General features: G+C 62.7%; 11 protein-coding genes. 5 read left to right on the top strand and 6 right to left on the bottom strand.

Translation table 11 applies throughout. From position 1 onward, the window contains the following. Positions 1-185: 185 nt before the first annotated feature. On the top strand, positions 186-2,285 hold the full coding sequence (gene paaZ, locus AC1RJY_RS16385) for a phenylacetic acid degradation bifunctional protein PaaZ (protein WP_498602735.1): 2,100 nt from the start codon (positions 186-188) through the stop codon (positions 2,283-2,285). A 528-nt stretch (positions 2,286-2,813) separates the two neighbouring features. On the opposite strand, the gene AC1RJY_RS16380 is transcribed toward paaZ, so the two are convergent. The 3 genes from AC1RJY_RS16380 to AC1RJY_RS16370 are packed head-to-tail and all read right to left on the bottom strand — an operon-like array spanning position 2,814 to position 5,269. Beyond that, positions 2,814-3,416, bottom strand: coding sequence for a TetR/AcrR family transcriptional regulator (locus AC1RJY_RS16380; RefSeq protein WP_014922600.1), 603 nt, complete (start codon positions 3,414-3,416; stop codon positions 2,814-2,816). 37 nt (positions 3,417-3,453) lie between these two features. Next, complete coding sequence (gene paaK / locus AC1RJY_RS16375; protein ID WP_014922599.1) at positions 3,454-4,797, bottom strand: phenylacetate--CoA ligase PaaK; 1,344 nt, start codon at positions 4,795-4,797, stop codon at positions 3,454-3,456. A gap of 7 nt (positions 4,798-4,804) precedes the next feature. Continuing rightward, positions 4,805-5,269 carry a hotdog fold thioesterase gene (locus AC1RJY_RS16370; RefSeq protein ID WP_498602734.1) on the bottom strand — a complete coding sequence of 155 codons (465 nt, stop codon included), beginning with the start codon at positions 5,267-5,269 and terminating at the stop codon, positions 4,805-4,807. Between the two features lie 108 nt (positions 5,270-5,377). Here AC1RJY_RS16370 and AC1RJY_RS16365 point away from each other — a divergent pair, with 108 nt between their 5' ends. Beyond that, entirely contained in the window at positions 5,378-5,956 is a 579-nt protein-coding gene (locus tag AC1RJY_RS16365) for a GNAT family N-acetyltransferase (RefSeq protein WP_498602733.1), read from the top strand. Here AC1RJY_RS16365 and AC1RJY_RS16360 read toward each other — a convergent pair. Beyond that, positions 5,949-7,502, bottom strand: coding sequence for a putative bifunctional diguanylate cyclase/phosphodiesterase (locus tag AC1RJY_RS16360; RefSeq protein WP_210063395.1), 1,554 nt, complete (start codon positions 7,500-7,502; stop codon positions 5,949-5,951). The two genes, AC1RJY_RS16365 and AC1RJY_RS16360, sit on opposite strands and share 8 nt — an antisense overlap. A 2-nt stretch (positions 7,503-7,504) precedes the next feature. Further along, complete coding sequence (locus AC1RJY_RS16355) at positions 7,505-8,557, bottom strand: hypothetical protein (protein ID WP_014922597.1); 1,053 nt, start codon at positions 8,555-8,557, stop codon at positions 7,505-7,507. 107 nt (positions 8,558-8,664) lie between these two features. Between AC1RJY_RS16355 and AC1RJY_RS16350 the strand changes: the two genes are divergently transcribed. Continuing rightward, entirely contained in the window at positions 8,665-8,835 is a 171-nt protein-coding gene (locus AC1RJY_RS16350; protein WP_017199100.1) for a hypothetical protein, read from the top strand. Positions 8,836-9,003: 168 nt separating this feature from the next. On the opposite strand, the gene AC1RJY_RS16345 is transcribed toward AC1RJY_RS16350, so the two are convergent. Further along, positions 9,004-10,647 (bottom strand): ATP-binding protein, encoded by a 1,644-nt coding sequence (locus AC1RJY_RS16345; protein WP_498602732.1) that lies wholly within the window; start codon positions 10,645-10,647, stop codon positions 9,004-9,006. Between the two features lie 220 nt (positions 10,648-10,867). Here AC1RJY_RS16345 and AC1RJY_RS16340 point away from each other — a divergent pair, with 220 nt between their 5' ends. Then, entirely contained in the window at positions 10,868-11,251 is a 384-nt protein-coding gene (locus tag AC1RJY_RS16340) for a DUF7793 family protein (protein WP_011775862.1), read from the top strand. 19 nt (positions 11,252-11,270) lie between these two features. Then, positions 11,271-12,074 (top strand): class I SAM-dependent methyltransferase, encoded by an 804-nt coding sequence (locus AC1RJY_RS16335; protein WP_498602731.1) that lies wholly within the window; start codon positions 11,271-11,273, stop codon positions 12,072-12,074. The last annotated feature ends 10 nt before the right edge of the window (positions 12,075-12,084 follow it).

The raw sequence follows: 12,084 nt of genomic DNA, 5'->3' as shown, positions 1-12,084 counted from the left end.
GAAGGGTCGGTCTCCCACTATGGAGGCCGGCCCTTCGTTGCGTCCTCCAAAGCGGAAAAATTCCTGCTGTACTCCACCGGGCATTCATGTACCCTGTATATATTACCGAACGGCCGGTCAGTAATGTTGGCTCCAGTCAGCAATGACCGTGCCGATTTCACGTGCCTTGGAAGGACCCGTCGACGATGACCACTACCGCAGTCGCCCCGGAAACCACAGCCGTTGCAACCGTCCCCAGCTACGTCCAGGATGCCTGGTGGACGCCGGCACCCGACGCCAAGAAAGTCCCGGTCCGTGATGCCAGCACCGGAGAGGTCCTGGCCAACGTCAGCACCGACGGACTGGACCTTGCCGCCGTCGTCAATCACGGCCGCACCACCGGGCAAACTGAACTTGGGAAGCTGACTTTCCACCAGCGCGCGCTCAAGCTCAAAGAGCTTGCCATGTACCTCAACGGGCGCCGCGAAGAGCTGTACGAATCCTCTTCGCAGAGCGGTGCCACCAAGATCGACAACATGATCGATATCGATGGCGGCATCGGCGTGCTCTTCACTTTCGGCTCCAAGGGCCGCCGCGAGCTGCCCAACTCGCAGGTTGTGGTGGACGGCCCCATGGAAACTCTGTCCAAGGACGGATCGTTCGTCGCAGAACACATCTACACCCGGATCCCCGGCGTTGCTGTCCAAATCAACGCGTTCAACTTCCCGGTCTGGGGCATGCTGGAGAAGTTCGCTCCCGCGTTCCTGGCCGGCGTCCCCACCATCGTGAAGCCGGCCACGCCCACGGGTTATGTTGCCGCCGCGGCGGTCAAGGCAATCGTCGAGTCCGGCATTCTTCCGGCAGGCTCCATCCAGCTGATTTCCGGTTCCGCCCGCACCATCCTGGACGAGCTCGACTACCGCGACCTCGTTTCGTTTACGGGCTCGGCATCCACTGCCAACTCGCTGAAGGGCCACAAGAACGTGGTCCAGGGCGGCGTCCGTTTCACGTCCGAAACCGACTCCCTCAACGCCGCAATCCTCGGACCCGACGCCGTTCCGGGCACCCCCGAGTTCGACGCTTTCATCAAGGCGGTGGTCACCGAGATGACCGTCAAGGCCGGCCAGAAGTGCACGGCCATCCGCCGCGTCATCGTCCCCCAGGAGCTGACGTCCGACGTCGCGGCTGCCATCGGCGCGCGCATCAACGAGCGCGTCGTGGTTGGCGATCCCCGAGCCGAGGGCGTCACCATGGGTGCCTTGGCGTCCCTGGAACAGCTCGCTGACGTTCGCGCTGCCGTTCAGTCCATGCTCGACGCCGGCGGTGAGCTTGCGTACGGATCTCTCGATTCGCCGTCGGTCACCTCCGTCGGCGGCACCGTAGGCGTGGTGGAAGACGGCGCCTTCATGTCTCCGGTGCTCCTGAGCTGGGCAGACGCCGAAGCCGAAGAAGTGCACTCACTGGAGGCGTTCGGGCCGGTTTCCTCAGTGATTGGGTACTCGGACCTCACCGACGCCATCCGCTTGGCGGCCCGCGGCTCCGGCTCATTGGTGGCATCTGTATGCACCAACGATCCTGCTGTTGCGCGGGAACTGGTGCTCGGCATCGCTGCTCACCACGGCCGCGTTCACATGCTCAACCGTGAAGACGCGCGCTCATCCACCGGCCACGGATCGCCGGTCCCGCACTTGGTTCACGGCGGTCCCGGCCGCGCAGGTGGGGGCGAGGAGCTGGGCGGTATCCGCTCCGTGATGCACCACATGCAGCGTACGGCCATTCAGGGTTCGCCGAACATGCTGACCGCGGTTACCGGTCTGTGGCACACCGGCGCGGACCGGAACTTCACCGTGGAGACCGAGGGCGAGCATCCCTTCCGGAAGCACCTGTCCACGCTCCGCATCGGTGATGCCGTACGTTCGGACCTCCGTGAAGTCACGCTTGAGGACATCACTGCCTTCGCGAACTCCACTGGCGACACGTTCTACGCGCACACCAATCAGGAAGCCGCTGAAGCCAACCCGTTCTTCCCCGGCATCGTGGCCCACGGCTACCTCCTCCTGAGCTGGGCTGCCGGACTCTTTGTTGAGCCCGCTCCGGGTCCCGTCCTGGCTAACTACGGCCTGGAGAACCTGCGCTTTATCACCCCGGTTGCCGCCGGCGACTCCATTCGGGTCACGCTGACGGCCAAGAAGATCACGCCTCGCGAGACTGATGAATACGGCGAGGTGGCTTGGGACGCCGTCCTGACCAACCAGAACGACGAAATCGTGGCCACCTACGACGTCCTGACCCTCGTGGAGAAGTAACCCTCTCTCACATCCCTCGGGTTTGGCCGGGTCGTTCTCGCAGATCCCTCGGGTTTGAGCGGGACGCTCTCTCACATCCCTCGGGTTTGAGCGGGACGCTCTCTCACATCCCTCGGGTTTGGCCGGGTCGTTCTCGCAGATCCCTCGGGTTTGGCCGGGACGCTCTTGCAGATCCCTCGGGTTTGAGCGGGTCCCTCTCGCAGATCCCTCGGGTTTGAGCGGGTCCCTCTCGCAGATCCCTCGGGTTTGGCCGGGTCCCTCTCGCAGATCCCTCGGGTTTGGCCGGGACGCTCTTGCAGCAACGACAAAACGCCTTTCCGCTTCAATGCGGAAAGGCGTTTCGTCGTTCCGGCCGAAGGCAGCCATGAGGAACTTCACGACGACGGCGGCACCTGGCTTCGTCATGCCCGCCACCGGGGATGTGAGAGAGGGTTGGCCGGAAGGGTGGGGGATGTGAGAGAGGGTTGGCCGGAAGGGTGGGGGATGTGAGAGAGGGTTGGCCGGAAGGGTGGGGGATGTGAGAGAGCGTCAGGCGGCTGTGTGAAGCCCGTCGAAGGCCATGGTGATGACGTCGTCGGCGAGCTTCTCCGGGGACAGAGAGCCGCCCGGCTTGTACCACTCCACGATCGAGTTGATGGTGCCGAACAGCAGACGGGTGACGGTGCGGGGATCGATGTCCTGGCGCAGGGAGCCGTCTTCCCGGGCAGCGGCAATCAGCTCGGCCACCTTGTGGTCGAAGGCGCGGCGGCGTTCCAGGGCGTCGCGTTCGATCTCCGTGTTGCCCCGCAAGCGCAGGAGCAGGGTCACGAACGGCAACCGGTCCACCAGCACGGCAATGGTCTGCCGCAGCACGAACTCCAGCCGCGCATCAGCAGGACCGGACGTAGCGGACGGCTCCTCGAGGATGGCTTCCAAGCCGCCCAAGGCGTGGTCCAGGGCGAGCTTCAGCAGATCGCCCTTGGACGGCACGTGGTGGTAGATGGCTGACTTCGAGATCCCGAGATTTTCGGCCAGGATGCCCATGGACGTTGCGTCGTACCCGTGGCGGTTGAAGACGTCGACGGCGATGCGGAGCACCGACTGCTGGTCATAACCGGGCCGTCCGCGCTTGGTGGTGGTCTCAGTAGGCATGCTGGCATTTTCTCACGATCTCAGTGGTGGACGGCGCTCAGCCTTTGGGTCGCATGTCGTAGATCCGGCGAAGCTTGCCATTGGACCGTTCAAGTGAGCCGGGCTCTACAACGTCAACTACGCAAGATGACCCGACATGAATCTTGATCTGCTCACGCAAGGTGTGTGCCGCCGTCGTGCCTGCCTCGGACGGGACGTTCTCGCGGCGCTCGATCTTCACAGTCAGCGAGTCCATGCGCTTGCCTTCGGGGCGGGTGATTTCGAGCTGGAAGTGGGGGCTGAGCTCGGGGATGCGGAGCGCAATTTCCTCGATCTGTGACGGGAACAGGTTCACGCCGCGAAGGATGATCATGTCGTCGCTGCGGCCGGTGATGCGGCCCATGCGGCGGTGCGCGGGGCGTGCGGTGCCGGGGAGCAGGCGGGTGAGGTCCTTGGTGCGATAGCGGATGATCGGCAGCGCTTCCTTCGTGAGGGAAGTGAAAACGAGCTCGCCGGGTTCGCCGTCGGCGAGGACCGTGGAGTGGTCGAACGGGTCGATGATCTCGGGGCGGAAGTGATCCTCCCAGATGTGGCAGCCGTCTTGCGTTTCAACAGCTTCGCCGGCCACACCAGGGCCCATGACCTCGGAGAGCCCGTAGATGTCCGAGGCCTTGATGTTCATGGTGGTTTCGAGCTCGTGGCGCATCTCTTCAGTCCACGGTTCGGCGCCCAAAACGGCATACTTGAGCGACGTGGACGTGGGGTCGATGCCTTGGTGTTGCATGGCATCGGCGATGGTGAGCAGGTACGTGGGCGTGGCCAGGATGGCGTCGGGCTTGAAGTCCTGGATGAGCTGGATCTGGCGTTCGGTTTGGCCGCCGGAGATGGGGATGACGGTGCAGCCGAGCGCTTCAGCGCCTGCGTGCGCGCCGAGGCCGCCGGTGAACAGGCCGTATCCGTAGGCGTTGTGAACCTTCATGCCGGGGCGGACGCCGGAGGCGCGGAAGGAGCGCGCCACCAGGGTTGCCCAGTTGGCGAGGTCGTTCTTGGTGTAGCCAACCACGGTGGGCCGGCCGGTGGTGCCGGAGCTCGCGTGGATGCGCGCAACCTGGTCCTGCGGGACGGCGAACATGCCGAACGGGTATTCCAGGCGCAGGTCTTCTTTGGTGGTGTACGGGAACTTGCCGAGGTCGCTCAACTCGCGGAGGTCGGTGGGGTGTACGCCCACCTCATCAAACTTCCGCTTGTACAGCGGCACGCGATCGTAGGCGTAGGCCACGGTGTGCTGGAGGCGGGTGAGCTGCAGGGCCTCGAGTTCGTCGCGGGAGATGGTCTCTTCACGGTCCAGCACGGGGGCAGCTGCCGTGGAGGTGGCGGGGGCGGCCACAGTGTTCTGCGTCATGGGTTTCCTACTTCTTGGAGATGGTGCGGCTGCGGCCACGGAACTCAGCGATGAGCTCCCCGGGCGCCTCGGGGGAGGGGGCTGCGTCTGCAGGGGATGCCGCATAGATCTGGATGTCGTACAGGCCGCTTCGGCCTGTGCTCGCGCGGCGGTTTGCGACGGCGGTGATCACTTGGCCTTGGAACGCCGGCTTGATGAAGTTGATGTCGACGCCGGACGCCACCGTGATGTTGGCGGCTTGCTTGGGCGTGGGGTTGGCCGGGTTGCAGGCCAGTGCGAAGGCGGTGTCACCGAAGGCGAAGATCATTCCGCCGTGTGCCATGCCGAATCCGTTGAGCATTTCCTGGCGGAGATGCATGCGGATGGTGGCGTGGCCGTCGTCGAGCTTGAGGACCTCGATGCCCATCCATTCGGACGCGTAGTCGTTGGTCAGGATGTGGTGCTGAGCACCGGAGAGGGTTGTTTCAACCATGCGTCATTGCCTCCAGCTTTATTTACCGAATGTTCATTAGGTAATCCCAGATCGCGCCACGTGTCAAGACTGGGCCACGATTCACCCGTAGCTAGTAGCCTCGGAAGCATGCCCGAAATTGAGCTTCCCATCATCACCGACCGACTCATCCTGCGGCGCTTCGAAGCTGAAGACCTCCAACGGTTCCACGGATACCAGTCGCTGCCCGAAACAGCCCGGTTCCTGTTGCGCAACGAGCTGACCAAAACCAAGTCCATGGAGGTCCTTGGCCGGTACGCAAACTTCGAATTCAACCAGGAAGGAGACTGGGTTTGCTTGGCAATCGAGCATAAGGACAAGCCCGGCCTGCTTGGCGAGGTAGTACTGAAGTGGTTGGAGGGCACCGGGCAGGGCGAGCTGGGCTGGATCCTCCATCCCGAGGCCCGCGGCCACGGGATTGCCACCGAGGCTGCGGAAGCCGTCATGAAGCTGGCGTTCGAGAAACTGGCCTTCCATCGCATCGAGGCCAAGCTGGACGCCCTCAATGACGGTTCGGCCGGCATTTGCAAGCGCCTGGGCATGCGGCTTGAAGCAACGCTGGTGGACAACTGGCATTACAAAGGCCAGTGGGCCACAGAGAACATCTACGCGATTCTGGATTCGGAGTGGCGCACACGGCACCATCCATGGACGCGGACCATCAGCTGACAGGCCATGTCTTGTGATGCTTCAGCTGCTCGGTCAACTGTGCTTCAGGCAGTGGCCGGCTGAAGTAGTAACCCTGACCGCTGGTGCACCCGATGCTCAGCAGGTACTCGGCCTGCTCGGCGCTTTCGATGCCTTCCCACACAGCAGCCAGCCCGCACGCGCGGATCAGTTGCAGAACAGCAGCCAGCAGGGCGGGCTGGGACGGGTCGCTGCCCAAGGCGGAAAGCAACGTCCGGTCAACCTTGACCGTGTCCACGGGCAGCTGGCGAAGGTAACTGATGGAGGAATAACCCGTGCCGAAGTCGTCAATTTCCAATCCCACACCAAGGCGGCGCAGGCTATTGAGCGTGTAACGGTCCAGATCGTTGCCCTGGATGACGGCACTTTCGGTCAGCTCCAGGACCAGGAGCGACGGATCCAGGTCGGCTGAAGCCAAGGCTTCGCGAACGTCTTCAATGAACTCCAGCCGCTGCAGGTCCGCCGCCGAAACGTTGATACGCATGCTGAAGTTGTGGCCCGCCGTCAGTGGGTCGCTGCGCCATTGCTTTAACTGCTCGACGGCGGTGCGGAGCACCCAACCGCCCAGATCGGAAATCATTCCCGTTTCCTCGGCGATGGGGATGAACTCGTCCGGCATGATGATCCCGCGGGTGGGGTGGTTCCACCGGACCAGTGCTTCCACACCTTCAATTTCGCGGGTGTCCAGCCTGATGATGGGCTGGTAGTAGAGCACCAGCTGGGAACCGGCGATAGCCTCTTTGAGCTCCCCCACCAGCTGGTTCCGCATTTGCCTGGCGAGCAGCATGTCAGCGGCGAACACCTTGAGTTTGCCGCGCCCGTCCGCCTTGGACTCGTACATGGCAATGTCCGCTTCCATCATGAGCTCCTCGGCCCGCTGGCCGGGGTCGGCCATACGGAGGCCCATGCTGACCCCGCAGCGGAGATGTTGTCCCTCGATCTCCATCACCCCCGCCACGGCAGCGAGGATTCGGCTGCCAATGGCGCTGGCCTCCGTGGGCGTCACCTCCGTCAGAAGGACTGCGAACTCGTCGCCGCCCATACGGGCAACCATGTCCTGTTCCCGAACCGCGCCACTGATCCGGTTAGCTACCGTTTCCAGGACTTTGTCACCGATGGTGTGGCCGAGGGAATCGTTGATGGCCTTGAATCCATCCATATCCAGCAGGAGGATCGCCGGCCGTTTGTTGCCTTGTCCGCCGTTCGCTTGGGCCTTGGTCAGGGCGGTTGCGAAAGCGGAGCGGTTGTTCAGGCCGGTCAGGGGATCGGTCATCGCCATGCGCTGCATTGCCAGGTGCGCCTCATTGAGCTGTTGTGTCCGGGCCTGCACCCGTTGCTCGAGCTCTTCGTAGACGATTTGGAGATCTTCGGCCAGGAGGTTGGTGCCCATGATCACGGCGTCAATCTCATCGCGCGCGTCGGAGACTTGGATCCTGGTGTTCAGGTCGCCCGCCGCCAACCTGACGATGCCTTCAAGGAGCATCCCTAAGCGGGGGTCGTTCGCGGAGTACATTTCTGCTTCAGACATGCTCACCCCCCGTGCGGCCCGCCCCGGCGCTCGACGCTTTGCCGAAGATACTCGCGAACGGCCGCGCTGCGCTCAGGTAGGGCCGCTTGGTCGAAGAGCTTTGCTGCTTCTTCGAAGGCAGCCAACGCTTCGTCAATTCTCTCGGATGCCAGCAAAGTCCGTGCGAATAGAAAGTGCGCTTCGGCGGATGTTTGGGTGGCCAGAATGGATGAACGCGCGCAAAGGGGTTCGAGGATGGCCAGGGCTTCCTGCATATCACCGATGAGGGAATTCCAATGGGCGCGGACCAAGGACATTTCCAGATGGTCCCGCTCGGAACCGCCCACGATGTCCGTAGCGAGCTCTGCCCTCTCGATGCAACGAAGGGTGGCCGCGTCACCGAGTTTTGCTTGCAGGCGCATTTCCGCAGAGGCACGGTTGAAGCGTGCCCACAAATCAACGTCCTTTGACGGCGAAAGTCTCTCGGCGGCCAGATCGTGATAGCGGCCGCCGTCCATAACGCGGTCAGCTAGGAAAGCAACGTTACCAATCACCCAGTAACCCTTACCCGCTGTGTCCTCATCAACGTCATCGGTAATCAGGGTCTCCAGAACAAGGCATTCCCGCCACGCATCATCCAGCAGTCGGCTCTCGGCCAACGCCGCGATAAGGGCGCGCTGGGCCAGGACCTGAACGTAGAGGAGATCCGGGTCAGTGGCAGCAAGTTTTGCCGCGTCGGCGGCCATGGTTGCTGCTTCGGCAAGCCGGCCGAGACCTTGGAGCCCAATGGCCACCATTGTTTGTGCCTTCGCCCCAAGCTCGGGGGAGGAAGCGGTAAGGCTGTGATCATTGAGGGTGGACGCAAGCGCCAGGAATTCCTCGATGCTTCCCTGATCACGGAGGCACTCCGCCTGCAGGTAACGCATGTTCCACCAGGCGAGTTCGTCTCCGGCGTCCCGGGCAAGTTCAGCGGCCTCTGCTGCCAGCCTGAAGGCCTCGTCAAAGTCCCGCGCCTTCCATTTGGCGCGTGCATTGAGTCCGGCAACAAGGTGGGAGGCCAGGTGGGGACTTTGCATATGCCCATTATCCATGTCATTGCGGAAGAAAAGCTCGTATAGTTTGCCCCGTGACTTTATTCAAGTCACAGTCAACAAATTCGCATCAGTACGAAAGGGCATAGCGGATGAAGAAATTTGCGGCAACCCTGCTCATGGCGGCGGTTCTGGCAGTAACAGGATTCGCTGCTCCGGCCAATGCCGAGCCTACGCAGGACAGTACGGCAATCGGCTGGTGGCCGAACAGCACCACCACAGGTAAGACGAACACCACCAGCATCGGTTGGTGGCCGAACTAAACATTGGGGGAGCGCCTCTCAAGGCCTCTTGAGCTAAATTGATGCCCCGGGCTGATGCCCGGGGCATCAGTTTGTTTCGATCCGTGTCGAGCATTAGTGACCGCGGTTTAGATTTCTGAGGCCTGGCCTTGACACAGATGTCACAGCCACAAAGCAGCACCTTCCCAGCTACGGTCCTCCCACCGGCAGCTCCACGGACACCGTGGTCCCGGAGCCCAGGGTGGAGTCGAACACCATGCGTCCCATGTGGCGGCCAATGATGTCGTTGGCGATCGCCAGTCCCAGTCCGCTGCCGGGCACGGCCGCTGAGGTGGCGTTGGATGCCCGGTAGAAGCGCGTCAGGATATGGGGGAGATCGTGCTCCGGGATACCCAGGCCGTTGTCGGCAATCCGCACAAGGGCTGAGAGCCGGCCGTTCTCGGTTGCTGACATGGCACTGGTGATGCCCACGCTGCCGCCCTCGGGAGTGAACTTGATGGCGTTGGCCACGATGTTGGTAAACACCTGTTCCAGCTTTGCTTCGTCTGCCGTGACCTCAATGTCCTCGGTGGCCTCCGTGAAGGACACGGAAACGTGGCGGGACTCTGCCAGCGGACGGAGCGTTGCCACCACCACTTGGAGGAGTTTGTCGATATCAACCGGTTTGAGGTCCAGGTTGCTGCCGTCCTGCATGGAGACCGTGAGCATGTCCTCGATGAGCCTGCGTAGGCGGTCCGAGTTCCGGGCGATGACATCCAGCATTTTCCGGATGCCCTCGGGGACCGGGCCCCCGGAACCGTCCTGGATCATGTCCAAGTAGGCGGTGATGGACGTCAGCGGTGTTCGCAGCTCGTGGTTCACGGTGGCCAGGAAGTCTGTCTTGGCCTTGTCCAGTTGCCTCAGCTGGTGCAGGACGCGCTGTTGGGCGCTGATGAGGTGGCCTTGGATGAGCCCGTGGGCTACGTTCCCGGCAACGTGTTGCATCAAGGCGATCTCGGGACGGGTCCAGTCGTGCCGCTTTTGCACAGTGGACAACAGGATGATGCCCAGTGCGGAAGCGCCTTCGCCAACGGGAAGCAGCACGGTGGAAACGGGTTTGAGTTCCCCGGACCAGTCCAGCAGTGCCTTGGCGATCTTTGAGTGGGGGTTTTCCCGGTGGTCCACCACGGCGAGGACGTCTGCTTCGGCCCACAGCCTGTTGGCAGTTTCGGTGATGATGTTTTCGCTCTCGCCGAGTCTGGCGGGCAGCAGCGGAAGGCCTGGACGGTTCCATTGCGCCCGGATGCTGGGGACTCGTTCATCGCGAAAAGTGGCGAACCAAACGTGGTCCACGGCCAAGGCCTCGCCAAATCCGCGAACCACATGCTCTGCGATCAGCTGCGGGTCATTGGTCTGCCGGATTGCCGCCGAGACGTTCCGGAGGCTCTCCCGGAGTGCTTCGATTTCGCCGCGTGAGCGTGCGCGTTCCCTTGACCGGCCGATCAGGGTTTCAACCCTGTGGACGAGCTCACCGGCACGCACCGGGCTGATGACGTAGTCAGCTACACGCCAGGATTCCACTTCCTCAAGGTCCACGAACTCCTGCGCATCCAGAATCAGCAGCACAGGAACTCCGGGGCTGCCGAGTCCGTGGGCGAGGGAGTTCTCCGCCACCACCACTGACGGGCGGTGTTGCTGGAGATGGATGGCCATGGAAGCGGTGTCCTTGACAGCAAAAACCTGGAAGCCCGCTGCATCGAGCGCGGACGTAGTGGCCGCCAAACGGTCATGGTCTGAGTCGGCCACGACTGCCGAACGCGAGGCATGCTGTTCACCGGCAACGGTCTCGCCCACTGAGCCCCTTCCGTTCCAACATTCGTCCGTGGTAATTCCGGATTTGGCAACACCCTATCAGCGGCACCGCGGCCAATGGCGGCCTAACTGTAAATGGGCCTTTTTGAGTCGTGGGACACATCTTTACTTTGGCTCCAGGATTAGACAGCCTTGGGGGAGTGAGTGCGGGGGATCCGGTCCGGTGTCCCCAGCAGCTTTCCTGAACTGTGCGAGGAGAATTGTGGACCACCCAGCTACACCGCAAGACCATCAACAGGTGATGTTCGATCTGGAACTCGAAGAGTCCGGGATCCTGCGCCTGACGTGGCCGCGTGGCGCCAGGATCAAGGAAGCGGATGCCCAAAGGGCCATGGACAGGGTGAACGAACTCTGCGGTGCGGACCGGCACCCCATGATTGTTGATATGGCGACTACGGACGATGTCACCAGGGGCGCACGGTCAGTGTTTGCCAAGCCTTGCCAGGCTTCCCGGATCGCCCTGTGGGGTTCGTCCCCTGTGGACAGGGTCATTGCCAACTTCTTCCTGGGCATCATGAAGCCGCCGTGCCCTACCAAGTTCTTCACATCCGAAACAGAAGCCTTGGAGTGGCTGGTGGAGGCTTAGCGCCCCATATATTTGGAGAATGTTCTCCGCGCTGAGGAAGTACCTGCTGATACCCCGCCTCATCAGGCTGTCTTCGGCCGCGCCCAAGGACCCGCTCACGGCGTGGGACCAGTATTGGGGCAGGGTCCGTTCAACCGGTGCCTCGGGCGATGTCCTGTGGGATTCGGGAAGCGCCCATGAACTGCATGGCTATCTCCCCACGCTGGAACAGTTGGACCCGGCCTTGCCCATAGTTGATGTGGGGTGCGGCAACGGCAGTTTCACCCGGCTGCTGGCGCAGCATTTCCCGCATGCGTTGGGGCTTGATTATTCCGCCAACGCGGTGGACCGTGCCCGGCATGAGGCGGCAGGGATCACGACGGCGTCGTTCGCTGTGTGCGACATGACGGCACCTGGCGCTGCGCAGATCGTGGCAACGGCTTTGGAAGCGAAGGGCTGGGAGGGGGACGCGAACGTGTTCATCCGCGGGGTTCTGCACGTATTGGACCGCAGCGACCGGGCGGCTTTGGCCGCAAACCTGCTGCCCGTCGTCGGGACCCGCGGTGGCGTGTTCCTGGCCGAGACCAACTTCCCCGGTACCCCTGTGGATTACGTCAGTCACCTTGGAGCCACTCGTAACTCCATCCCGGCGCCGCTTGAGGGGGCTATCCGGGGACTGCCGATGCCTGGCCGCTTCGGTGCCGCGCAACGTGCCAAGGCCTTCCCGACGGCGGACTGGAACCTCGTGGAGGAAGGTTCAGCGAGCATCGAAACGCGCCCGTTGAGTAATCCGTCGTCCCCGGACCTCATCCCCGGCTATTACGCGCTGCTCCGCGCCCGCTAACCCAACTAAG

It is taken from the genome of Arthrobacter sp. GW822-FHT05G07, assembly GCF_058799755.1.
Note: the sequence above shows the minus strand (reverse complement) of the source record. Positions and strands in the feature narration are given on the sequence as shown.